The sequence below is a fragment of the Massiliimalia timonensis genome (genome assembly GCF_900186585.1).
In the GTDB taxonomy this organism is placed as follows: domain Bacteria; phylum Bacillota; class Clostridia; order Oscillospirales; family Ruminococcaceae; genus Massiliimalia; species Massiliimalia timonensis.
Genome location: NZ_FYDD01000002.1, coordinates 349,967 through 373,502, shown reverse-complemented (window position 1 = coordinate 373,502; position 23,536 = coordinate 349,967). Strand labels below are relative to the sequence as shown.

General features: G+C 47.3%; 19 protein-coding genes. 6 read left to right on the top strand and 13 right to left on the bottom strand.

All coding sequences use genetic code 11. From position 1 onward, the window contains the following. Positions 1 to 10 precede the first annotated feature (10 nt). The 6 genes from CIB36_RS01855 to CIB36_RS01830 form a co-directional block, all read right to left on the bottom strand. Positions 11 to 3,076: a glycoside hydrolase family 2 TIM barrel-domain containing protein gene (locus tag CIB36_RS01855; RefSeq protein ID WP_158662545.1), complete on the bottom strand. Its 3,066-nt coding sequence runs from the start codon at positions 3,074 to 3,076 to the stop codon at positions 11 to 13. A 49-nt stretch (positions 3,077 to 3,125) separates the two neighbouring features. Continuing rightward, positions 3,126 to 3,956 (bottom strand): class II fructose-bisphosphate aldolase, encoded by an 831-nt coding sequence (locus CIB36_RS01850; protein ID WP_229408160.1) that lies wholly within the window; start codon positions 3,954 to 3,956, stop codon positions 3,126 to 3,128. Positions 3,957 to 3,970: 14 nt separating this feature from the next. Further along, positions 3,971 to 4,975: a carbohydrate kinase family protein gene (locus tag CIB36_RS01845; RefSeq protein WP_093987905.1), complete on the bottom strand. Its 1,005-nt coding sequence runs from the start codon at positions 4,973 to 4,975 to the stop codon at positions 3,971 to 3,973. Between the two features lie 103 nt (positions 4,976 to 5,078). Further along, positions 5,079 to 6,098, bottom strand: coding sequence for a LacI family DNA-binding transcriptional regulator (locus CIB36_RS01840; RefSeq protein ID WP_093987904.1), 1,020 nt, complete (start codon positions 6,096 to 6,098; stop codon positions 5,079 to 5,081). Between the two features lie 404 nt (positions 6,099 to 6,502). Next, on the bottom strand, positions 6,503 to 7,519 hold the full coding sequence (locus tag CIB36_RS01835) for a glycoside hydrolase family 172 protein (RefSeq protein ID WP_093987903.1): 1,017 nt from the start codon (positions 7,517 to 7,519) through the stop codon (positions 6,503 to 6,505). 52 nt (positions 7,520 to 7,571) lie between these two features. Then, positions 7,572 to 8,606: an amidohydrolase family protein gene (locus CIB36_RS01830; RefSeq protein ID WP_093987902.1), complete on the bottom strand. Its 1,035-nt coding sequence runs from the start codon at positions 8,604 to 8,606 to the stop codon at positions 7,572 to 7,574. A gap of 230 nt (positions 8,607 to 8,836) precedes the next feature. On the opposite strand from CIB36_RS01830, the gene CIB36_RS01825 reads away from it, so the two are divergent. Together CIB36_RS01825 and CIB36_RS01820 are read left to right on the top strand one after the other, a co-directional pair. Then, entirely contained in the window at positions 8,837 to 9,028 is a 192-nt protein-coding gene (locus tag CIB36_RS01825) for a hypothetical protein (RefSeq protein ID WP_093987901.1), read from the top strand. A gap of 363 nt (positions 9,029 to 9,391) precedes the next feature. Next, complete coding sequence (locus tag CIB36_RS01820) at positions 9,392 to 10,777, top strand: vWA domain-containing protein (protein WP_093987900.1); 1,386 nt, start codon at positions 9,392 to 9,394, stop codon at positions 10,775 to 10,777. Positions 10,778 to 10,872: 95 nt separating this feature from the next. Here the strand turns inward: CIB36_RS01820 and CIB36_RS01815 are convergent, their stop codons facing one another. After that, positions 10,873 to 11,724: a tocopherol cyclase family protein gene (locus tag CIB36_RS01815; protein WP_093987899.1), complete on the bottom strand. Its 852-nt coding sequence runs from the start codon at positions 11,722 to 11,724 to the stop codon at positions 10,873 to 10,875. A gap of 123 nt (positions 11,725 to 11,847) precedes the next feature. On the opposite strand from CIB36_RS01815, the gene CIB36_RS01810 reads away from it, so the two are divergent. Together CIB36_RS01810 and CIB36_RS01805 are read left to right on the top strand one after the other, a co-directional pair. Next, entirely contained in the window at positions 11,848 to 13,146 is a 1,299-nt protein-coding gene (locus tag CIB36_RS01810) for an FAD-dependent oxidoreductase (RefSeq protein ID WP_093987947.1), read from the top strand. 145 nt (positions 13,147 to 13,291) lie between these two features. Beyond that, positions 13,292 to 13,561 (top strand): DUF1905 domain-containing protein, encoded by a 270-nt coding sequence (locus tag CIB36_RS01805; RefSeq protein ID WP_093987898.1) that lies wholly within the window; start codon positions 13,292 to 13,294, stop codon positions 13,559 to 13,561. Positions 13,562 to 13,564: 3 nt separating this feature from the next. Here CIB36_RS01805 and CIB36_RS13645 read toward each other — a convergent pair whose 3' ends face one another. From CIB36_RS13645 to CIB36_RS01785, 4 genes are all read right to left on the bottom strand, one after another. Continuing rightward, complete coding sequence (locus CIB36_RS13645) at positions 13,565 to 14,398, bottom strand: GNAT family N-acetyltransferase (RefSeq protein WP_093987897.1); 834 nt, start codon at positions 14,396 to 14,398, stop codon at positions 13,565 to 13,567. Positions 14,399 to 14,536: 138 nt separating this feature from the next. Beyond that, complete coding sequence (locus tag CIB36_RS01795; protein WP_093987896.1) at positions 14,537 to 15,892, bottom strand: ABC transporter permease; 1,356 nt, start codon at positions 15,890 to 15,892, stop codon at positions 14,537 to 14,539. 1 nt (position 15,893) lies between these two features. Next, positions 15,894 to 17,216, bottom strand: coding sequence for an ABC transporter permease (locus tag CIB36_RS01790; protein WP_093987895.1), 1,323 nt, complete (start codon positions 17,214 to 17,216; stop codon positions 15,894 to 15,896). After that, the gene (locus tag CIB36_RS01785) at positions 17,203 to 18,201 is read right to left on the bottom strand and encodes an ABC transporter ATP-binding protein (RefSeq protein ID WP_093987894.1); all 999 of its coding nucleotides are present in this window, start codon (positions 18,199 to 18,201) and stop codon (positions 17,203 to 17,205) included. The genes CIB36_RS01790 and CIB36_RS01785 overlap by 14 nt, the downstream gene beginning before the upstream one ends. Positions 18,202 to 18,552: 351 nt before the next feature. On the opposite strand from CIB36_RS01785, the gene CIB36_RS01780 reads away from it, so the two are divergent. Continuing rightward, positions 18,553 to 18,870, top strand: coding sequence for a helix-turn-helix domain-containing protein (locus CIB36_RS01780; RefSeq protein WP_093987893.1), 318 nt, complete (start codon positions 18,553 to 18,555; stop codon positions 18,868 to 18,870). A gap of 34 nt (positions 18,871 to 18,904) precedes the next feature. Here the strand turns inward: CIB36_RS01780 and CIB36_RS01775 are convergent, their stop codons facing one another. After that, on the bottom strand, positions 18,905 to 20,368 hold the full coding sequence (locus tag CIB36_RS01775) for an alpha-L-arabinofuranosidase C-terminal domain-containing protein (RefSeq protein WP_229408159.1): 1,464 nt from the start codon (positions 20,366 to 20,368) through the stop codon (positions 18,905 to 18,907). A 14-nt stretch (positions 20,369 to 20,382) separates the two neighbouring features. After that, positions 20,383 to 21,687 (bottom strand): family 4 glycosyl hydrolase, encoded by a 1,305-nt coding sequence (locus tag CIB36_RS01770; RefSeq protein ID WP_093987891.1) that lies wholly within the window; start codon positions 21,685 to 21,687, stop codon positions 20,383 to 20,385. Positions 21,688 to 22,180: 493 nt separating this feature from the next. Here CIB36_RS01770 and CIB36_RS01765 point away from each other — a divergent pair, with 493 nt between their 5' ends. After that, positions 22,181 to 23,536 carry an MATE family efflux transporter gene (locus CIB36_RS01765; protein ID WP_093987890.1) on the top strand — a complete coding sequence of 452 codons (1,356 nt, stop codon included), beginning with the start codon at positions 22,181 to 22,183 and terminating at the stop codon, positions 23,534 to 23,536.

Below are 23,536 nucleotides of genomic sequence, written 5' to 3'. Positions count from 1 at the left end.
TGCCACACAATTATAATGCTTTCATATAGAATTGGAAGCGATAGGTTTTTCCGGCAGGCATCCGGTATGGATCATGCGCTATGCCGCCCCAACTGTCATCCCCACCGACACCCATTTGATGCCAATTTACTCTGACATAAGTTCCGTCTGGCTCCGGAAGCTTATATGGATGGTCTGCTGCTTCGATCTGATCCGGCGAATATGGCAGCGCGCAAATCTCCAGCAGATCACGTCCCCAGAATTTTAGTCCTTTTTGTTCCCCATCTGTCACAGTCAGCCATCGTACATCAGTGATGTTTCCGCATTCCTGCGGCCGTACATATTGGATAAAGCGGTTTTCTACCGTATCTTTCCAAATCCCGGCATAGGTTCCGTCCTTGCGGTCCCAGTAGCTGTCGATCGGGCCGTTTCCATACCATTCCAGACGGTTCATGTTGGGGCTTAACTGCAGCATATAACCCAGCGATGGCAGTTCCGGGAGCCCTTCCGGCACCTCAAAATTCATTTCCACTGAAATTGTGCTGTCTCCCAGAATAGAATAAATAGTAATCAGCTTTGCGGCTGGGTCTGTTAGTAAATCATAACATGCTGTCACCAGCACACGGTCCTCATCCCTAACAAATTCAAAGCTTGTTAAGACAGGCTTCTTTGCTGCATATTTCCATGGCGCACAGCGGATCTGCGTCCCATTTCCCAAGTCGATATCAGTCATTGCCCTCCAAAAATTCGGTTTCATATCCTTTTGAAGATATTCCATCCCATTTTTTTGATAGGAGGCAAGGGTTCCCCAGACGCGGGCCGCAAAGACTATCTTAAAATCTTTCCCCTCTACAAAAAGGGAACCGAAGGTACGGGTCACCTTTAATTCTCCGCTCTTTTTAGCGCTGACCGTGTAAGCTGGATACGGATGGTTCAAGCTCATCTGATGTACGCAGTCAATAAATCCAATGTCCGAAAAATTGGTTTTCTTTTTCGCAGTCACAGAAACAGTCAACAGGTATTCGTGGCCGTCTGTTACATCTACGGGGCTTGTTTTCCAGAGATTGATACGTCCCTTTTTCAGCGGTTCCAAATCCATACAGGCTTCTCCCTGTGCGCAGGTAACGCCATCCCTCAATATTTCCCAAACAAGGCCGTATTCATTTAAATTAGTAAACAGAAATTTATTATATATTTCGATCCGTCCGGTCGCCGCATGGACCAACCGGATATTGACATTGCGATAAGCATGCTTCACAGCCAGCACTTTCGGCGTATCTGAACTGTCAGGCAAAAGCATCCCATTGCAGCAGAAAATGTCATCGTGCAAACGCTCGCCAAAATCACCGCCATATGCTGCGTAAGGTCTTCCGTCCGGGGCATAATTCAACAGTCCGCTGTCCCTCCAGCTCCACATATAAGCGCCTTGTAATTCTGGATAAGTGTCAAAAAGATCAATATATTCATCAATATTACCAAGACTGGTACCCGGGCAAACTTCGTATTCACAGGAGATAAAAGGCTTTTTCGGATCATTCTTGGTATATTCCAACATTTCCCACGGGCGCATGTACATCTGGTTTTCAAATTCGGTTACAAAGTCATATTCCCGGCAGTGAAAAGTTCCTTCATAAAAGGTTGGACGGGTTGGGTCATTTTCTTTAAAGTAACGGTACATAGAAGCAAGTACTTCCCCGCCAAAAGATTCATTTCCCAGTGACCAAAATACCACGCTTGGGGAATTCTTATCCCGTTCAAATAGGTTTGCGCACCGATCCAGCAAAACATCTTCCCAAATCATTTCATTGCCCGGCTGGGTGATTCCGATTTCCTTCTGATCGTTAAACCATGTCCCATGGGATTCCAAATTCACTTCATCGGCTACATACATCCCATATTCATCACAAAGGTCCTGCCACTCTTTCTGATAAGGATAATGACTGGTGCGGACAGCATTGATATTGCAGGCTTTCATCCGCTTAATATCAGACACCAGACGCTCATAAGGAACTGCCCGGCCGCGGTGCATGTCAATTTCATGCTTGCACATCCCCTTAATAATGATCCGCCGGCCATTGATATAGTAAACATTGTCCTTGATTTCCAGCTTTCGGAATCCGATCCTGCCGGAAACCGCTTCCTTGACTCTGCCCTCTGCCGTTTTAGTCAACAGGACGACCGTATAAAGATGTGGCTTTTCTGCGCTCCATTTCAATGGGTCAGCCAGCGCAAAAGGAATCTCTGCATTTTTATTTCCGCTGCCGCCTTTTGGGATCTCTGTTTCAAAAACCAAAACCCCATCAGGAGCAAAAATTCGCAGTGCAGTTGCCGGATGCTGCTGAGAAAGATAAGTAAGCCTGCAAACACCTTCCACCTCCCGGTAGCCGGGGTCTAAATCATAATCGATACGATAATCAATGATATGGTCCGGTTCTACAGCATAAAGGTACACATCCCGGAAAATCCCGCCAAGCCGCCACATATCCTGATCTTCCAGCCAACTTCCGGTACACCACTGGTGTACCCGCAGCGCAATTTTGTTTCTGCCGTTTTTTAAGTAATCGGTAATATTAAACTCCGAAGGGGTGTAGGTGTCCTCCGCATAACCGGCAAATTCTCCGTTTACCCAAAGATAAAATGCACTTTCTACTCCCTGCAAAGACAGGATCACCTGTTTTCCTATAAAATTTTCAGGCAATTCAAATTCGGTCACATAAGAACCTGTTTCATTATAATTTTGCGGTGCAAAAGGAGGCATTACCTCTTCTTCCTGCTCCCATGGGTACGCGGTGTTTGTATATTGTTTTCTTCCATATCCCGCCATCTGCCAGGACAGTGGCACCTCGATTTCATCCCAAGCGGATACATCATAACCCTCTTGATAGAATTCTTGCGGTGCCTCTTTTGGGCAGGTAACGTGCAAAAACTTCCAATTGCCATTTAAAGAATAATAATACGCAGAGTCTTTTATAATGTATCGCTTCGCAGTTTCCTCCGAATCATACGGAACAGTAACAGTATGGGCATCCATGCGGTTGATCTGATAAACCTCAGGGTTTTGCTGCCATTCAGAAAACGTACAATTTAGTTTATTCATAAGTGTCACCATGCTTTGTAAGGACAAAGCTTTCCTTTCTTTTAAAATCTCATTTCAAACGATAAAAAACATCCATAATATGATCTAGGTATCCCTTCATAGTGTCAACGGCAACTTTAGACAGCTCCTGAAACAAGCGGCTGTTTTCTGGATGTTCCCGCCCATATTCTAGGGCTTTTTGATAAGCACCGGCCCCCATATAAGAATAGTAATTGATCTTTCGTATCCCCTGCTTGATCGCCTTGACATAATCTTTATCATCAACACCAGAACCGCCGTGCATCACCAACGGAAGATCTGCGGCTTTTTTCACCTGATTGATAATATCAAAATTCAGCACAGGAGCCTGGGGATAAATCCCATGCGCAGTCCCGAATGCTATTGCTAAAGCATCTATCCCTGTTTCCGAAACAAAGTCAACAGCAAGCGCAGGGTCGGTGTAGTTTCCTTGCCTGCTTCCTGCCGTTGCCATACAACCCAATTCTGCTTCCAAGGAAACCCCATGCTGATGCACATACTCCACTGCCTTTTTCGTCTGTTTTTTATTTTCCCCATAAGAAAGTGCAGAACCGTCAAACATGACGGAAGTAAACCCCAGTTCTACTGCCTGTTCTAATACTCTCATAGAGGTACCGTGATCTAAATGAACACAAACCGGCACCTTTGCGCGCCTTGCAAAATCAACCATTGCCGGACCGATTTGATCAAGCGGGCCGCATGGGAAATGAACCTCTGCGTGTTCGATAATGACCGGTATTTTTTTATATTCGGCCATTTCGATCACTGCGCAAAGGCTTTCAAAACATGGCGTGTTAAACGCTCCAATCGCAATTTCCTTTTCCTCTGCAAATTTCATAATTTCCTGCAAATTAACCAGCATCTTTTTTCCTCCCATTATTGACCATATTTTTGCTCCAGCTGAACGATTTGCTCCAACCCGGTCAATCCGTTGATGGAATTATCCCCTGAAAGGGAGGCAGCTGCCGCGCCGTTCCCAATTTTTAAAACTTCCTGTGGGGATAGTTCGTGGTACAAACCGTACAGCGCGCCTGCGCAAAAGGCGTCTCCTGCGCCGACACTATTGACAATAAATCCCTCTGGGAGCGAAAGCGATTTTTGCATATAAAAGCTGCCGCTTCGCGACATATAATACCCCGCCTCCGGACAATGGATCACGACACACTCCCCTACTCCATAAGAAAGTAATTCCCTGCAAATTTTGGGAATCACTTGTTCCCGAAGCGTCCCATCTTGTTCTCTGGCAGGGATCCCCGCTATCATTCCCGCTTCAATTTCATTGACGATCAAATAGGAACAATATTTCAATGATGGAATAACCACTTTCTGGAAACGTGCCCCGGCCTCACTGACAACGTCAATAGATGTTTTGATACCTCTTGCCTGTAGATCATGTAAAACATGAGCCATTACTGTACCATATTCCGGTTCTTCCCGGTCCATGGCATCTAAAAGCAGAGCATATCCCAAATGCGCTATTTTAACGTTAATGGAAAAAGTCGGTATATCCTTTACGCCAAAGTCAGCGTTTGCCCCCTGTAAGTTAAAAAAGGTACGAGTATGTTTCTTCTGCGAAACAATCGCATCCGTAAACCCGGTTGCTTGATCTTCTCTGACAAAAATATAGTCTGTATTCACTCCATATTTGCGCAGCACACTGATCAGATAGCTTCCGTCCTGATCCTTTCCTACGCATCCTACCGCATAAAGCGGGGCTTCTGTTTCCAATCGGGACAAATTGATGATCGTATTGCTGACACATCCACCGACACAACAATCCTGTCCACGGATATTAGCCAGCATCCCTTCTTCTGGAAAGGTATCAACCATTTTGACATGGTCAATAAAAATATTACCGCAGACCGCAATTCCATTTTTCATAACAATCACCTTCTTAACAATAACATTAACGTTAATGTTATTGTACGAAAAAATAAGCCAGCTGTCAAGAGCTGACCTATTTTTTGTCACTATGTTCTAAAGATCATTCTCTAGTTTTGGTGGTTTCTCTGATCTTGATTTCTGCTGGAAGCACCAAGCGAATCGGTTCTTGCTGCCGGTGTTTGATCTGATCGATCAACAGATCAACTGATTTTTTTACCATCAACGATTTTGAGCTGCTGACTGTTGTCAGTTGGGTCGGCAGCAGATAATTGGATTGGATATTGTCGAAGCCAACCACTGAAACATCTTCCGGAACAGAAATATGTTTTTCCTGCAGCAAGGATATGACCTCTAAAGCGATCATATCGCTGAACGCTACCACAGCAGTATAATCGTATTCTTCAAATAGAGCTTTTCGAAGCTGTCCTAGCCTTTGATCTGGCGCTAAGGTAACAGTAGCTGTCTGCACTTGCTGGATCCCGGCTTCTGAAAGAGCTTCAAGGTGCCCGTTTAACCGTTCCTGCGCACTAGAAACAGAAAGCGGCGCATTGATAAACAAGATTTTCCGATGCCCCTCCTGCAAGAGATGGCGGGTCGCTAAATAACCGCATCGTTGATCATCATACAGCACAGCGCTGGTATCCATATCCCGAAAATATCGCCCATGCAATACAAACGGAACCCCACATTGCTGTAAAAATGCAACATTTTCCCGCCCTTTTGGAGATGGGCAGAGGATAATACCATCCACATTTTTCTCCAGTGCCATTTCCAATGCTCTGCGTTCTGTTTCCTTATTTTCCTCGGTATTGATGACAAAGGAGACATAACCCTTTTCCTTTAGCCGTACCTCCAGTCCCTTTACCATAATGGCAAACAGGGGATTTGAAAGGTCTCCTAATACAATGGCGATAGATTTACTGATACCGGAGCGCAAAAATACAGCAGAAGAATTGCGGATATATCCCATCTTCTGTGCTGTTTTTTGAATCAGACGTTTCGTTTTATCAGAGATGTCTGGCTGGTCTTTCAAGGCATGGGAAACAGTATTGACTGAAAAACCTGTTTCTGCCGCAATATCCCGCAATGTGACCCGTTTCTTCTTTTTATCCAGTTCCATCTCATCACCCTTCCTTCATTTTATGATATCCACTTTCGTCAAAGTTGTCAATCAAGATTCTTAAAAGGTGAAAATTGAAAGCAGAAAATACCGCAAGCTCCAAATAAAAGCTAGTGCTAAAATCATATCAGCAAAAAGGCGAAGCATCCCCCTAAAAACACGGAATAAGCTTCACCTGTAAGTTTCCTGGCTGCAATTACGAAAGAAGATAAGCCAAAATCTATTTTTTATAATGAGTTGCAGGATTCAACTTTTATGAAAAATCCTTAGTTTAGAACCACGATCAAGTTCTTTTGAACGGACTGAGCCATAGAGAGTAATTTTACGATTCCCTTTATCCGATCCAATGAATTGGATCAGATGAAGGGAAAATTTGTTTTGCCGCCTTGCTATGTCTTCCTTGTTTATGGAATCGCTTGAAAATCTACGTCACGAACCCGGTACAGCCTTGTCAATTCAGAAGTCTCCCCTATAGAATAACAAGCCTTTTGGGCTTTATCAAGATAATAATAAGCTGTAGAAGAATAGCAGTATGGCTTTAGACGCTCTTTTTTCCATGGATTGATAAAAGCCATACGAAAACCGGAACGAAAAAGAATGCGGTCTTCATCATGAAAACGATACATCGACACCATAGATCTCAATGGATCTTTTAACGGAACGCCGTGGGTCTGTGCGCAAAATTCTCCATTGCGGAAATACCAGCCTCCGTTAAAATAGTCCTCCAGTCCGGTTCCAACAATCGTTGGTTCTGTTTCGTGATCAAGATAAATGTATTCCGGCGCCTCTAAAAAAGAAAGCTCGTTGAGGTCCTTTCCCTGAATAGAAACAGCACATCCGGCAAAGTGCCCCTTTCCGTTAATATCTGCGATTTCCAAAGGATCTCCCCCCAGATGTTCGCCGTGACAAAACGCGCAGTGAAATCTCCCTATATCCTCCGGAAGCTTGTCTAATTGGGTCCAGTTAAGATTGAAGAAAACTTCTGCCGTTTCTGTTGCATGCAGGTTTTCCAGTTCTAACCGAAAGCCATGTTCAAACGGCATCGGAAAATAACTGTAAAACCCCCCGCTGCTCATTCCTAAATAACGCGATGTAAAATGGCGGTATTCACAGTGTCCCACCCCAAAAAAATCACCGATCGGCGCTTCTACAGATGGATATTCACAGCCGTCAAAATAAATCCTCATGATCGTGAGCCGAAGTACAGTGGGATCTACCGGAGCATCTGTATCCCAATGACGCCAAAACCATCCGGGCATTGTCATCCAAAGCCGGGTGACGATCCCAGTGTCCCGACATTGCGCTATGGTGATTCGTTTCCCCGGAGGGATTAAAACTGTCTTGTTCCCGGTATCCGGCTCAAATGTGGTAAACTGCCTGGAAGATCCCGAAGTAATGGTGCAAATGCTTTGTAAATCCATATGATTTCTCCTTTTACTGCTGTGTGGAATTCTATCATGTTGGGCCTATGTCTTAGTCATCATAGTGAACCAGTCCTTGAAGTCTGGGGATCAGCCGAAGAGCATTTTTATAATAAATCTTCTTCAGCACCCCGTCGGGCAGATAAACCCCATAAATATTCCAACGACCCTGGTTATGCTCGTCAAAGGAATTATAAGGGAAGAATTCATCCTTAGTTTCAAAGAAACGATAATTTCCACTGATATTGGCTGGCTTGGGAAGTAGATCTGTCCCGTAAACGATCCGGTCCTGATATTTCAAAATAAAGTCTCTGGCTGTGTAGGGTTGGCGCCCCAGCTCAGAGATCCGTTCAGCGGTATCTACATTCATATTGGGATAAGCGTCCAGCATGCGGGACACCTCTTTCAGATTTTCAGCATAAGAGCCGACATGCGCCACAATAAAGGTCGTATCCGGATTCTGCTGAAGCAGGTTTTCCTGTGCCTCCATTAGTTCCAGAAAGCGGGGACAAGGCCGTTTGCCATAAGACCAATGCGGGTGAGCCGCCAATTCCTCATACCGCTCATGAGTATGGTCAATGACGCAGTCGAAGAACGAGGGCGGGTCCGCAATATGGATGGTCACCGGCAGGCGATATTCTGCCGCAGTGGCCCAAATCACCTGAAGCCTGGGATCATCCGGTGTTAAATAGGAGCCGTTTCTGTCTGTGAGCTTTACCCCCAATGATTTGGAAAATTTCAGGCCGGCAGCGCCGCGTTCTACGCATTCGATCACCCTGTTTCGAGCTTGCCGTTCAAAATCAGGAGCGTCAATGTTAGAAACATCCACTCTTCCAAAAATTGAAAATTTTCCCGGATATCTTTCTACATAGTTCCTGATTTGAAAGTCCATGCGTTCATCCCAAAAGCCATCTAGATCAATGATATGCTTGATATGAAATCTCTCCATATCCTCTACCAACTTGGCCGAATCCTTGGTTCGGGTCAAATGATTATGGGCGTCGATCACCGGAAATTTCGGGATGAGGCGTTCCTGTTGGGGAATCTCTAATCGGCAAACCGGCCGAAATTCATTTAACGGGATCATAAAGCCAGTTCCTCCTTTGCAGCATTCCAAAGTTATCCTTTTGTTCTTCCTTCATTGGTATCTAGCCTTGTTGATCAGTTTATTATACCATTCTCGATCCTTTATGTCTACCATCTAAAAAAGAGCCCCCTTTTTACATTTGGACTGGTGGGTTCCAACTCCAGCGATTTCACTACACATTGATCAAGACATAAAAAGATGATAAGATAAATAAAATGGGGGGCTAGAAAATGGATAAACGAACAAAAATCAAAGCGATTACAACTATCATTTGCCTATTATTCAGCGTGTTTGCTTTGTATACTTTTATTTTTGTTTTAGATATTTCTAAAAGCTGGAAAGTAGTTTTAATTATCGTTGCACTATCTTGGATAATTTCTGGAATAAGTAATCTGACAGAGTATTTTGGAAAACGAAAATAATACAACTTCCAGTTTATTGGACGGTTGTTATCAGTGAATACGCCTCTCTTCGTCATTTTGACGAAGGGAAGTTTTATATATAACGGTCCAAAGGGTAAAAGTGTTTACACTGCAAGCCAAACAAACTCTGAAATCCATATTCCCATCCATTTAGCCGCTATGGAAAAATATTTTTTCCATAGCGGCTAAATGGATAACAGTTCGTCTACACGACCCTTTTTATAGATTGCGGCTATCTTTTCCCGTTATCCTATTTTTCCTTTACAAACTGGTCAAACAAGAATTTTTCGGAACAAGTTCCGGACTTCACTTTTTGGCATAGGATAAAGGGAAGCTCCCCTCTCACTATTAGGAGGAAACCGAATGGGTATTACAAACTCGAATAAACAGATCAACGTAGACCGCATTGACTGCGACGGAACGCTTAGAGTGACCCTCGCACTTTCTGCTTCTCCGGACATTTCAACCAACCCAACAGACATCGTTCTGGTACTAGACCGTTCCGGAAGTATGGCAGGCAGCCCGCTTGCCAATATGAAGGCTGGAGCCAAGACCTTTATTGATATCATTGATGAGGCTACAGACAGCGCCCAGGATGGTAATATTGGATCTGGCAGCCGGATCGGTATCGTAAGCTTTTCAGATACTGCTGTCGCTAACACACAGTTGATCACTTCTGTTGACACACTAAAGGCTGCTGTCGACAGTTTAACCGCAGGTGGCTCCACAAACCATGCAGACGCTTTTCAGCAGGCGACACAATTATTCGACCCGCTTTCTGCAAACGCCAAGGTAATCGTTATGTTTACCGATGGAAAAACAACTTCCGGCGTGCCGCCTGCTCCTATCGCCGCAGCGGCAAGAGCTTCGGGGGTGATCATTTACTGCATCGGCTTAATTGGGCTTGATGGGATCGACGTAAATGTCCTCAATGATTGGGCGACCGACCCGGATGCCTCGCATGTGGCAGTCACACCCAATGACGAGGACTTAGAGCAATTGTTCAAGGATCTGGCTGCCAACATCTCTAAAACAGGCGCTACCGATATTGTGATCGATGAGATCGTAAATTCCGATTTTACTATTACAAGCCTAACCCCGCCTACAAAGGGCACGGCTATGATGACCGATTCGCATACCATTCAATGGAAAATCCCAGAGCTTGGCGTCACCGCAAATGAAGGGGCTTCCTTGGAATTCTTAATTCGTCATACGGCACAGGACTCCGGGGAAAAACTGGTAAACCAATCCATTTCTTATTCGGATAACGAAGGAAATGTCGTTGTGTTCCCTGCGCCTTCTGTATTGGTGGACTGTGGGATCGTCGTCCATCCAGAGCCTTGTCCGATCCCCGTAGACCTAGCCACAGAAAGCTGTCAGGATTCCATTATCATAGATGCGGGGGATGCTTATCTGCAATCTTTGGGGCGAATCCTGCAAATGGATGTCACAGTAAAAAATGTCTGTCCCGGAAAGCGCGTAGCCCTAGCGATCGTTCTTACCGAGGTCGATCCCAATGGACTCGAATATTCGCGTGGGATGAAAACACTTACTATCCCCGCGCATGATTACCCAAGCTGCCGGGATGTTTTAGTCAAATGTGTCAAATTCGTACTCCCTGAAGATTTAGATGTATCTGGAGGAATTCCGACCGCAATGTGCAGTACAAGGAGCTTCAAGGTACGTCTGATCGCCCATAATATTGATACGGATTACCAGTGCTGTGATTCTATCGTCACCATCCTGTAATTTCAAAAAACAAATGAACTCATTGATGTATTCACAGCTATGGATCATAAAGAAGTACCCGGTGCATTTTCTGCACCGGGTACTTCTTCTTTGTATCAATATGGATACTCATATTCAAAAGAAGCCTTGGTGGTTTCGAAGGAAAAAAGCGTTTGACCATCTTGTTTCAGGCAATAAGCCGCCCGGCAGGAAGCGCTTTCATGAATCGTACGGCTCATTGTTCCGCTGACAGGAGCAAGCAATGGACACGCGTGCTTTTCCATCAGCTTCGCCGACAACACCAAGCTTCCTTGACGGATCACGATTTCGCCCTGTCCAATCTTTTCAATCTTCGCTCCAAGATAGGTTGCAAGACGATACTCCTTTCCGCGCCAGCAAATCACGCTAATCACCCCGGTAAAGTGAAACCGGCCCAACGGAATATCTGCCGCGCTTAGCATCAGTGAGCCTTCCGCAAAGCTGCACTGCGTCCACGCATATTCTTTTGGGAAGGAATACCCACGGTCTCCCTCGATATAGCCGGTATCATCCTGAAAATGATAGTCTGTTCCATTGACCCTGATATTCCCGGTCACGGTATGTCTCATACTCAGCACACTGTGCCGGCATTCCATAAGAGGAACATACCGGAACGGTCCCATAATATCATACCGGATCGGGGAAAATGCGCCGAACCGGACAGAGCCCACTGCGGAACAAGCCTCTGTTTGCAAACAAAGGCTGATCCCCTCTGTCCCAAAGTAATTTCCGCCGGCTAAAATATGAAAATCCTTTTTGGACTTGTGAAAATAATCATAGGGAAAGCTTGCGTTCCATGCGCCTTTGTCCGTAATAATCTGAACAGAACAGGAACTTTTCTCCTTTGATCTGTGTAAGGCGGGGATCACTGCTAAGGTCTGTTGGTCAGACTGGCATTTGAAATACCATCCGCAAAAATAACAGCGCATTTATGAAACCATCCTTTTCCCTAAATTTGTCTCATCGGCAGACAACGAAAGTCCTCTGACAAAGGAATAGTTTTCGCTTTTTGAGAAATTATATTCATGAATGAAACGTTAGGAGAGATGGACATGGATTCACTATGGGAACAAAAATCACCTGATTCTGGTTTTGAAAGCCTGGATCAGGATATCAAAACAGACGTGTTGATTATCGGAGGGGGAATGGCCGGGGTCTTGTGCGCATATATGCTGCACCAGTCAGGGACGCCGTATGTCCTTGCAGAAGCTGAAACGATAGGCCATGGCATCACCAAAAACACAACTGCCAAAATCACCTCGCAGCATGGATTGATCTATGGCAAGCTGATCCGGAAATTTGGTACGGATAAGGCGGAGAAATACCTGAAAGCTAATGATGCGGCCCTTAAAAAATACCGTGATTTATGCCAAACCATTGACTGTGACTTTGAAGAGAAAGAGGCTTATGTCTATTCCCTCGATGACCGCCAAAAAATAGAAAAGGAACTCGCCGCACTGGAACAGCTTGGTTTTGATGCACAATTCACTGATCGCCTGCCCCTGCCCTTTCCTGTGGCAGGCGCTGTAAAATATCCCCGTCAGGCGCAGTTTCACCCGCTGAAATTCCTGTTTTCCCTCTCAAAAGGCCTGCATATCTATGAACACACTAAGGTAACCGAGCTTATCGGCAGGACAGCGGTCACCAGCCACGGCAGGATCACCGCAAAGAAGATCATTATTGCCACCCATTTCCCGATCCTCAATAAACACGGCGGTTATTTTCTGAAAATGTATCAGCACCGCTCTTACGTGATCGCCCTTGAAAACGCACCAAATGTGCACGGAATGTATGTGGACGAGGCACAGAATGGGATGTCCTTCCGAAACTTTGAAAACCTGCTTCTCATTGGTGGCGGAGATCACCGTACCGGAAAACAAGGGGGGAACTGGCAGGAACTGCGTACATTTGCGCGTCAGCATTATCCCAACGCATCTGAAAAATACTGCTGGGCCACGCAAGACTGCATGACGCTGGATGGTGTTCCGTATATCGGCGCTTATTCCGCGGGTACGCCGGATTTATATGTTGCCACCGGGTTTAACAAATGGGGGATGACTTCCTCTATGGTCTCCGCGATGATACTATGCGATCTTGTTCAGGAAAAACAAAATCCATATGCCGAAGCATTTTCCCCTTCCAGAACGATCCTCCGCCCCCAACTGGCGGTCAATGCATGGGAAGCGGTTGTCAATTTGCTGACTCCTTCCGCGAAACGCTGTCCGCACCTGGGGTGTGCGCTGAAATGGAATCCGTATGAGCATACTTGGGATTGTCCCTGCCACGGTTCGCGTTTTACAAAAAACGGCCGCCTGATCGACAATCCGGCTACAGGTGATTTAACAAAGTAATTGGGGCGCCAACAATCCATTGATTAGAATATGACCCGGAAAGACAGGGGGTAAGGCCTGTCCTTCCGGATCATGGAAAAACGCTTCATCCGCTATAAAAATTTGTGTGCCCATGGCAGGATAAAAATGAAAAAGGAGCGCCAACATGAACCAAAAGCTTTACGAATTTGACGCGGTCATCCAAAAGATGCCTGAACTGGACGGCGCATATGTCCACTTTCCCTATCACGTGAAAGAGGAGTTCGGCAAAGGGCGGGTAAAGGTGCACGCTACCTTTGACGGCGAACCGTACGATGGCAGTTTAGTCCGCCGGGGAACAACAGATCATATCATCGGGATCCGCAAAGACATTCGCGCCAAGATACAAAAACAGCCCGGCGACACTGTGCATGTTACCCTCCGGGAACGGGAATAACTGTTAAACCCGGATCGAATAGCAGTGCATTAGCTTGCCATCCAAATAAGGCTTCTCCTCCACAAGCACCCCGCCGCAGGTTTCTATCGTGCGGACCGAAGCAATGTTATCCGCATAGCATCCCAATACCACCGGTGAGATCCCCATCCGCGCACAGCCTGCAAGGGCGGTCTGCAGCATTTGGACAGCATATCCCTTTCTTCGCTGCGTGGGACGGACTGCATACCCGATATGCCCGCCGTATTCCTTTAAAAACGGAGTGTCTAGGCTATGACGGAGATCGAGCATCCCAAGCATCTTTCCATCCGTTTTTCGCACTGCAAAAAAGGTCGTAGCTACTGCCCAGTCTGTTTGCACCGTTTCCGGATGATGATTGCGGTTAGCCCGTTTCAGCCATTCGTCAAAGTCCAGTTGGTCAAATAGAGCGCTTCCATTGATCGTAGCTTCCCCATGCTGAAAAAATTCCTGCTTCATCTCCTCCGCGGCGGCTCTGTGTAACTCAGCAGCCTGTTCCAAGCGGATCTCTCCCTCCTCCCAAACCAGCGGCGGTGTATTATGAAGCCGGAACAGCTGCCGTTCCAGATTCGCCTGATTCTCCGCTTCAGATTTTGTGGGTTCGGAGAGTTCATACCGTTTGCAGGGCAACGCCTTGCAAAGCCCGCAGTGGAGCAATTTTTTCTGGTGAATGCAGCAGTCATAGATCCCGCAGACGTCTTCTCCGGTAAATCCAAGCCAAAACACCTTTCCCTGAACCGCTTGGCAGCCGGCGCATTCATTGGGGTAATATTCGCATTCCGTGCAAATCGTGCCGCAGCAGCTTGATCTCTGTTCTCTCATAGGCCGCTCCTTTCAATAACCGCCCCAGCCTGTTCGTAAAAGGCGGGGCGGTCGTTTTATCTTATTCTAACGATATGGGAAAAGATGTCCGGCACATATCCCGTTAACCGGTTGGCATAAAGCGTGCAAGTCCGCGCTTTATTTTCCACGCAGCATCCGGAACAGCTTTGCGGGCGTAGGCGGGTTACCTTTGTAAAGGGCCATCATACGATACACCTTCCCAGCCAGGAAAAGCACAAGGCAGGAAAACGCCAAAACGACCAACAGAGAAATCAATCCCTGTACAGGGGAAAGTTCTCCAAGCAAAAGCCGGCCCGGCGTTACTAAAATCGCGGTAAACGGCACCCAGTCCATCCATGCGGCGCTGGCCGTATCGCCTGCCATGCTGATCCCACCGGCGTACAGCGTACACAAAAAGCTGATAACCAAAATCATGGTGAACAATACATTCGTAGAGGACAGGTCCTCCGGTTTTCCCGCCGCAGAGCCGCCGATCGATGCCAGCACGCAGTACAGCAAAAAGCCAGCGATCAAAATAAGGGCCGCGACGATACAGCCGGCTGGGGAAAACATGCCGCCCAGTTCGCCCATCATGTCAAAGAATTGGAGCAGCAGCATATCCGTCTGCGGGTTAATCGCACGGACCAAAGCACTGCCTGCGGCAAACCCGCCTGCCAGTGCGGCGATCCAGATAAAAAACTGCAGGATGCTTGCCAGCACAATGGCAAACACCTTTCCGAAAATCATGGCGCTTGGTTTTACTGAGATCAAAAAGGTGTCCATCAGCTTAGAGTTCTTTTCCAAGATCACACTATTGGCAACGCTTTGCCCATAAAAGAGCACCATAAAGTACAGGATCATAATCAGTGCAAACGGGAGAATCAGGCTGAAAACCTCTTTTATCATCTCAAATGGGGAATCACTTTCCGGGGAGATCACTGTTTCGGTGACCTGCTCAGTCTGCACCGGAGTTACGATCTGCATTGCCTGCTCAGCGGTAAGACCGGCCTTTTGTAGCTGAATCAGCTGGTAATTCTGCTGCAGGAACAGCTCCAGCCCGCTGACCTCCTCTTTTGACAGCCCGCTCCCTTCCGGAAGCAGAAGGTCCGCCTTTGTCCCCTGCTCAGTTTGGCTCAACACAAGGACCACGCTGTCCTCCGACTGCCGGGCCAGCTGTTCCGCCTGCTCTAAATTTTCACACAAGGTATAAGACAGCTCCGTATATCCCGGCTCACCAAGGGTATTCAACTGCTCAAAGCCCACAGCGGGTGTACCTGTTTGGTCTACAATATACACGCCCCTGACCGGGTTTTCATAGACAGACGCCTCCGGCTCATCGCCGCCGAACCATTCTACAGCCGCCATAATTCCGGCAGGAAGCAAAAACAGCAGTACCGCCAATAAAATGGTAGCCGCTCGATACCCGGTAGAACGGAGCTGATGGGAGAAAGTAAACAAAAATATTTTCTGAAATCCTTTAAACTCGTTTTTCATGTTAGCCCACCTCCTTTTTAGAAGATGCGTGTTTTGCCATAGACAGCATTTGCCCAAGCTTGACACGGCTTCCCCGATACAGCAATAAACTGCTGTAGATCTTTGCGCAGAACAGCGCGAGCAGCGCCACTACTGCCGCCTGGATCAGCCATGAGACCAAAAGCATCCAGAACGGGATCGCCCCAGTCATGTAATTGACCGGCGCGCAGAAAACCGAGAGGATCGGGCACAGGCTGGAAAAGACGGTGATCCCGGCGCCTCCGCCTCCCATCGTGCTAATAAAGATCGAGGCCATATAACCAGCCATGATCAGCAGGGTGGAAAGGGTTGCGGCGCTTTGGATGTCGTCCGTAGAGGAGCACCCTGTTCCGGAAAGTCCAGCGATAATAGAAAAGGTAAGATACCCCAAAATCAAGGAGATCAAAACTACAAGGACTGTATCCACCCCCAGATTTAAAAATCCGGAGGAGAGATCTACTCCGCTTATAGCGGAACCAAAATCAGACACATCCATAAAGAAGCCGCTGACAAAATAAGAAACTCCGAAGCCGAGCAAAAGCAGGACAAAAGTGCCGAACACATAGGCCATCGCGGCCAAGATCTTTCCAACGATCAGCGCCAGCGGCTTCACACTGACCATCAGCAATTCCACCAGCTTGGAGGCCTTTTCTTCTACCACGGTCCGGATAATATAGGTCACAGAAAAGATGCTGACAATAATGACGACAATTGAATAAAACAGCTGTACGCCATACTGCACCTCCCATGAAGGCCCTTGATCCTGCCGGTAATCACTGATACTGCCCACGCTTGTCTGAAGCGGTCCGACCGCTGTTTTTGCCTGTTCTTCACTCAGCCCAAATCCTTTCAGCTGAGACGATCTGACCGCCGCGGCCGCCAAGTCCTCTGCACGTGACAGATCATTCTCCGTCAGAACAAGGTCGGTCGCCCGCGTCACCTCTACCTGATAGGAATTTTCCTGTTCAGATACAGTAATAAGAAGCTGATCATCTTGCAGCGTCGGCCGGCTCCCCTCCGCCGCGTCCAGAAACTTTGTGTTTTCAAAATACGGGTCCCTTCCCGCAAGGTCATCTGCCGCAAGCGGCAGTTCAGTCTGGTTTTGCAGGTAAACGGCATCAACACCCGGCTGCTCTCCCATATCGATCTCCCCGCCTGAAAGCAGGGTCATGACCGGCACGCTTGCCAAGGAAAGGATCAACAAAAATATCAAGGTGATAAGATTCGCTTTGTTTTTAGCAAACTGGACAAAGGTAAACACAAAAACCTTTTTCGTGCCGCGCAGGGCGCTGTCATTCTGTTTCATGTCGTTCTCCTCCCACAGTTTCCACAAAGATCTCGTGCAGGGAGGGCTCCCGCAGGTCAAAGGTAATGATCGTTATCTTATTTTCGATCAGGCTTCCTAAAAGCCGGTTTGCCTGTTCTTCCCCCGTTACCTTCAGCTGGTATTCATATTCCTTTTCGCTGAGCACCGTTGCCCCAGCCGCCTGAATATACGGGGCAATATCCTGTTCCACCTTTAAAGACAGGTTGACCCTTCCGTAGCCTTTTTTGATTTCATTCAAATTCCCCTGCAAAACAGCGTTTGCCCGGTCTAAAATCGTAATATCGGTGCAAAATTCCTCCACGGTCGCCATCTGGTGGCTGGACATGATCAGGTATTTCCCTTTCGCGATCTCTTCCCGGATAATGTCTTTAAACAGATCGGTATTGACCGGGTCAAGCCCGGACATCGGTTCGTCCAAAATGATCAAGTCTGGGTTAGAGATCAGCGCCGTCATAAACTGGATCTTCTGCTGGTTCCCTTTCGAGAGCTGATCCGCCAGTTTTGGCTTCTGCGCCTTTTTGCGCTTCGCTCCGGAAAGCAGCCCGCCGCGCGCCCCTAACTGGGTGGAACCGTCTTCCTGCACCTGATCCGGGTATAAATATTCTTCCACCTGCAGGCGGTGCGCCCAGTATTTAATTCTTGTCTTTGCTTCGTGTTTGGATACGCCGCGCAGGCCCGCAAAGTATATTAACTGGTCCATCAATCCATATTTGGGATAAAGTCCGCGTTCTTCGGCCAGATAGCCTACATTGCAGGTCGCGGTGTCCAGCGGCCTGCCGTTCCACTGAACACTTCCCGTGTCCTTGGAAAGCATCCCCAGCATCATGCGGATCGTGGTCGTTTTTCCCGCGCCGTTGGTTCCCAGCAAGGCGTAAACACCTGGTTTTGGCATAGAAAAGCTGATGTGGTTGACCACTGTTTTCTCCCCGTATTTTTTTGACAGGTCTGATACGATTAAGCTCATTTCCATATTCCTTTCTGTGTTTGAAGGTCAGTTTCTGTCCGATCTATCACAAACTCCCGCCCATCTTTATCAAGTGGGAATGATGTCCTTTATTTTTCGCTGGTTTTATCATAACAGGCTGAAGCAAAAATCTCAATCCATTTCCTGAAATTTACAGCTATTTTACTTGTTTTAGTCGAAAAATAAATGTCTTTTTTAAAAAAATATTTTAAAAAAGCATAAATAATCTATCAAAAAACATATTTTTTATTATATTAACATAATTTATACGCTTTTTCAATGATATAAGCGTATATTTTTGGGATATTTTGACTACCCTACCCGATACAATGGGTATAAGGTGGTGAAAACATGGATACAAATTTTATTCGGGAACGCATTACACAGCTGCGGCTGAGCAAAGGCGTTTCAGAATACCAGATGAGCTATGATTTGGGACATAGCAGAAGCTATATCTACAATATTTCTTCCGGAAAAGCGCTGCCGCCCATGGCGGAATTCCTTGCCATCTGTGACTACCTGGGCGTAACGCCCAGCCAGTTTTTTGAGGAAACGACCGACGATCCGATCCTGCTCCGTTCCGCGATCGATGAACTGCGAAAGGTCAGCAAGGATGATTTGATGATGATCATCACGCTGGCACGCAGGCTCAGTAAAGATACCAAGTAAAAAGGCTTCCCGCGTTTTAGGCGGGAAGCCTTTTTTATAGTTCTCTGACAATCGTGACAGAGTGTGGGGGCAAATAAATTTCTTTTTGGGAAGCTTTCGTTTTCAATATTTCCCGTTCTACACGGACCGTTTCCGGGTGGTCTATGTCGTTATAGGAATCTTTGCTCTTTCCATTTAGGGTGAACAGCTCCAACTCCCCGGCCGAAGAAGCAAAGAAGACGCGGCAGGCTTCTTCCGGATGCTTATTCACCAGCGCGATCCGAAGCCGGCCGTTTTGCATGGTCGGAACTGCGTCGATCCAGTTTACGTTCTGTTCCTTTCCATTCACAGACAGCGCAAAGCGGTTTTCCTGATCAAACCAGCTATCCAAAATCTCGTCACCCAAAAGATTTGCATACAGGTCAAAAACAAAATAGGTCGGCCTCAGTACGATCCCGTCATCGTGGGTGTAGATCAGTCCCCGGCCATTCACCGTGGGGGCATAATTCGCCATTTTAACACTGTTGCAGTGCCGGAAGCATTCATTCAGGTAGCAGGCTGTGTAGACCGCATCCGCCATCGTATAGGTAGAATTATCGTCGTTTTTATCACGCGGGGTCAGGTAATCCGCGCCGGGGACATCTACATTCGGATGATGCCAGCCGCGCAGGTTCCATTCGTCGATCGCAATATGGATCTTGTTCCGGTACCCCATTAAATGGATCGCGGATTCTGCCTGCTCGATCCGTTCTTTCACATTATCCAGCCATAAGATGCACTGTTCATAGGAAGACGGTTCATTTACCTGTTGCAGCATATCGTCATAGCTGTGAACAGAAAGCCAGTCCAGCCGGTGCCCTGCCTCCGCCAATAAGCGCAGGTTCCATTCCAAGTTATTTGCGCAGGGGGCTAACAGCTCGATCCTGTCGTCGGCCCGCTTCATCATATGGGAGGCGCGGGAAACCAGTCGGGCCCATTCTTTTGGGTTACGTGACCCCAGTTCTCCATCAAAATAGTTTTCGTTGCCAATACTCCAGTATTTGACATGGAACGGCTCCTCATAACCGTGTTCGCGGCGAAGCCTTGCCCATTTTCCTTGGGTTTGGTTACAGTATTCCACCCAATCGCTCATTTCCTCTTCTGTTCCTGTGCCGGCATTACAACAGATATAGGGCTGCGCATGGATCTTACGACAAAAATCAAGGAATTCTGCTGTGCCGAAAAGATTGCTTTCCTCCACCTTCCACGCCTTGTCAAAACACGGAATCCGTTTTGGACCAATTCCATCCTGCCAATGGTATCCCGATACGAAACAGCCGCCCGGCCAGCGGATAACCGGCACCCCGATTCGGTTTAACGCCTCTATCACGTCTTTCCTCAAACCCTGCTCATCCGCAAAGGAAGAAGCCGGGTCATACACTCCGCCATACACACAGCGGTGAAAATGCTCAATAAACTGTCCAAACAGTTTTGGGTCACGCAGACCGATCTTTTTCTTTTTATCAAACCGAAGTTCCATTGCCAAACCTCCTCTTATTTTCTGGCAGCCATATATTCTTCCATTCTACGCCAAAATGCCAGCGCATGCCCAATTTCCACGGTATCCTGCCAGTTGAACAGCGCCTTTCTAAGCCCCTCCGGATCAGAGCCAACCAGCCAGTCGGCGATCCACACCCTTTGCTGAATGATGTCTTCCAGTTGGGCAGTAACCCATTCCGGAGCCTGTTCGGCGGTTTGCGGCGCCAGTTTGCCCTCTGTAAAACGGCAGGGGATCTCCAGCCATGCTTCTGGAGAAACACCGGTGTTTGCCTTCCCATTCTGTACCTGAAGCGGCAAGGGGGCGGTCGTGTGTCCCAGCAGACCCCTGATAAGCTGCGCAAAGGTCCCTTTTAAAGACGGATACATCAGCGCCTCGTACTGGACATGGCCATAAATACTGGTTTTCGGAAGCTTGCCAACTAACTCGCCTTTTTCAAGCGCTTCCCGGATATACGGCTGATACAGGTCAGAGATCGGCATTGGGATCTCATCCTTCCCAAGCCCGGTCCCCTCTACCCAGTCGAACCCGACTGGCCAACGGTGCGCGTCGCTGGTGCGCAGGTAGCCGGTTGCCAAAAACAGGTCTGCAAACCAGTTCCAGTACCTTGGCCAATCCGGGCGCTGCTTCCAGGCTTCCATCTGTTCGCGCAAAAGGGCATATCCGTCTTTTCCGCAAACTTTCAGAGAAGTGACCCAGCCAAAATGATTCACCCCAATATGCGACAGTTCGATCTCAGATTCCTTGACCCCCAGCAGATAAGCAAGGGTGGTGATCAGGTTCTGCACTTCAACGCACATGCCAATGCTGGTAATTCCATGCTTTTTCTGCATATAGGCCGCCAGCGTATCGGTCGGGTTCATCAGTGCGGCAAACATCGCGTCGGGTGCGATGCGTTTCATCAGCTCTGCGATCTGATCCATCAGGTCAAGGTTTGTCACCGCGGTCAGAGCTACCGCATAAGAACTTTCCAGATCCACCGGCTGTCCAATCAGGTCCCAAAATTCATCCTGATCTTTCTTCTTTTCAGGAACAGATAACACCACCAAATCCGAACCCGTGATCGCTTCCTCCATAGAACTAGTAACAGAAGCTATGATGGGGGTACCCGTTTTTTCGCGTACCAAATCCACATAGCGGCGCATAGCATCCGCGTTGTTTAAATTGATGTCCATCAGAGAAACATCAATGGACACGCCTTCCTTCTGTAATTCTTCCCGAATCTCCATGATCGCATGCGCCATGGTGCACACAAACATAGAGCCTCCTCCAATATAGGAGATCTTTAACTGTTTCTTCATTGTCCGCCTCTTTCCAGACTCCCATTTTCCGCAGGCAAGCCCTTATTCAATTAAAATTTTGTATATTATATCACAGACGATCAAAAACTTCATCGCAATTTCCTGTTATTTCTTAAAAGAAATGCCTGTTTTTTTACAAATATTTCCACAGGAGTAAAAAACTTTAAAATTTATGAGATTTCTTTTAAAAAAACGGCAAAATAAAACTACATTCAGGGATGCGGCAGGTTTTATGACAAAGCTTGATCACTGCAAGTATTTTAGAAAGCTTTCTAAAAAAGAGTTTTCATCTTTTGGAGAAAGATGGTATAATAACGTTAAACGGGTCGTTTAACGTCACAAAAAACGGCTCTCAGAATCAAGTTCTTTCCTGCCTTACGGCACCGCCGTTTTTATCACGGCAGGCCTGCGGGTATCACAACGAAGCTAAACGGGTCGTTTAGTGGATTGAAAATAAAAATCACCTTTAAAAAGGGAGGCAGTCTAACAATTCATGGATAAAGAATACCTGATACATCAAAACCCGATGAAAGCGCTGTTCATTTTCTCCCTGCCCATGATTATCGGCAACCTGTTCCAGCAGTTTTACACCATGGCCGATTCGGTCATTGTCGGGCGGTTTGTCAGTGAAAACGCCCTGGCGGCTGTGGGCGCGTCCTATTCCCTGACCAGCGTGTTTATTTCGATCGCAATCGGCGGCGGGGTAGGGGCTTCGGTGATCACCAGCCGTTATTTCGGTGCCAGAAGATATGGGGAAATGAAACAGTCTGCCTATACGGCGCTGTTCTCCTTTTTGATCCTCAGTCTTACGCTGGGAGCATTGGGGCTGGTGTTCAGCCGGCAGATCATGCAGCTGTTAAACACCCCGGAAAATATTCTGGATATGGCAACCGAATACCTAAATATCTATTTTATTGGTCTGCCGTTTTTATTTTTATATAACGTCCTTTCCGCTATGTTCAATGCACTGGGGAAATCCCGTATCCCGCTGTATCTGCTGATCTTCTCCTCTGTTTTCAATATCGTGCTGGATTTGGTTTTTGTGTGTTCTTTCAATCTAGGCGTTGCAGGCGTCGCTTGGGCTACCCTGATCGCACAGGGCATCTCGGCCGTGGTTTCCTTTTTCCTCTTCCTGCGGGAGCTTTCCGGCTATTCCACTTCCAAACAGGCGCTGTTCGACTTTTCAGAGCTAAAAACCATGACTCAGATTGCGCTGCCCTCCATTTTACAGCAATCTACGGTATCAATCGGTATGATGCTGGTGCAGTCTGTGGTAAACAGCTTCGGTGTAGAGGTCCTTGCTGGATTTTCGGCCGCTATGCGGGTAGAGGGGATCGTCGTCGTTCCTATGGCCGCGCTGGGAAATGCCATGTCTACCTTTACCGCCCAAAACATAGGGGCAAAACAGCAAAACCGTGTTCTAAACGGGTATCACGCCTGCTTAAAGCTGGTGGGGATGTTTGCGGTCTTGATCTGTGTGATACTGCAGTTGTTCCATGATTCGATCATCATGATGTTTCTTGGCAGCGAAGGAACACAGCTTGCCTTGCAGACCGGAAATAACTACCTGACCTTTATGGGGTGGTTCTTCGGGGTCATTGGCATCAAAATGGTGACAGACGGCCTGCTGCGGGGCGCTGGGGATATGCTGATGTTTACTATCGCCAATTTGGTAAATCTCACGATCCGTGTATCAGTTGCTTTGATTTTTGCACCGCAGTTTGGTGTAGATATGGTTTGGTATGCCGTGCCGTTTGGCTGGGCGGCCAACTTTATCGTTTCCTATCTGGAATACCGGACTGGGAAATGGAAGATAACCGGGCAAAGGCAATCTGGGACAAGCGCCTGA

Coding starts and splice junctions, on each gene's coding strand:
- CIB36_RS01850 (WP_229408160.1), bottom strand. CDS start 3,956: ATGCTGGTTAATTTGCAGGAAATTATGAAATTTGCAGAGGAAAAGGAA.
- CIB36_RS01840 (WP_093987904.1), bottom strand. CDS start 6,098: ATGGAACTGGATAAAAAGAAGAAACGGGTCACATTGCGGGATATTGCG.
- CIB36_RS01835 (WP_093987903.1), bottom strand. CDS start 7,519: ATGGATTTACAAAGCATTTGCACCATTACTTCGGGATCTTCCAGGCAG.
- CIB36_RS01775 (WP_229408159.1), bottom strand. CDS start 20,368: ATGGAACTTCGGTTTGATAAAAAGAAAAAGATCGGTCTGCGTGACCCA.
- CIB36_RS01855 (WP_158662545.1), bottom strand. CDS start 3,076: ATGAATAAACTAAATTGTACGTTTTCTGAATGGCAGCAAAACCCTGAG.
- CIB36_RS01830 (WP_093987902.1), bottom strand. CDS start 8,606: ATGATCCCGTTAAATGAATTTCGGCCGGTTTGCCGATTAGAGATTCCC.
- CIB36_RS13645 (WP_093987897.1), bottom strand. CDS start 14,398: ATGAGAGAACAGAGATCAAGCTGCTGCGGCACGATTTGCACGGAATGC.
- CIB36_RS01785 (WP_093987894.1), bottom strand. CDS start 18,201: ATGAGCTTAATCGTATCAGACCTGTCAAAAAAATACGGGGAGAAAACA.
- CIB36_RS01795 (WP_093987896.1), bottom strand. CDS start 15,892: ATGAAAAACGAGTTTAAAGGATTTCAGAAAATATTTTTGTTTACTTTC.
- CIB36_RS01780 (WP_093987893.1), top strand. CDS start 18,553: ATGGATACAAATTTTATTCGGGAACGCATTACACAGCTGCGGCTGAGC.
- CIB36_RS01805 (WP_093987898.1), top strand. CDS start 13,292: ATGAACCAAAAGCTTTACGAATTTGACGCGGTCATCCAAAAGATGCCT.
- CIB36_RS01790 (WP_093987895.1), bottom strand. CDS start 17,216: ATGAAACAGAATGACAGCGCCCTGCGCGGCACGAAAAAGGTTTTTGTG.
- CIB36_RS01815 (WP_093987899.1), bottom strand. CDS start 11,724: ATGCGCTGTTATTTTTGCGGATGGTATTTCAAATGCCAGTCTGACCAA.
- CIB36_RS01825 (WP_093987901.1), top strand. CDS start 8,837: ATGGATAAACGAACAAAAATCAAAGCGATTACAACTATCATTTGCCTA.
- CIB36_RS01845 (WP_093987905.1), bottom strand. CDS start 4,975: ATGAAAAATGGAATTGCGGTCTGCGGTAATATTTTTATTGACCATGTC.
- CIB36_RS01770 (WP_093987891.1), bottom strand. CDS start 21,687: ATGAAGAAACAGTTAAAGATCTCCTATATTGGAGGAGGCTCTATGTTT.
- CIB36_RS01765 (WP_093987890.1), top strand. CDS start 22,181: ATGGATAAAGAATACCTGATACATCAAAACCCGATGAAAGCGCTGTTC.
- CIB36_RS01810 (WP_093987947.1), top strand. CDS start 11,848: ATGGATTCACTATGGGAACAAAAATCACCTGATTCTGGTTTTGAAAGC.
- CIB36_RS01820 (WP_093987900.1), top strand. CDS start 9,392: ATGGGTATTACAAACTCGAATAAACAGATCAACGTAGACCGCATTGAC.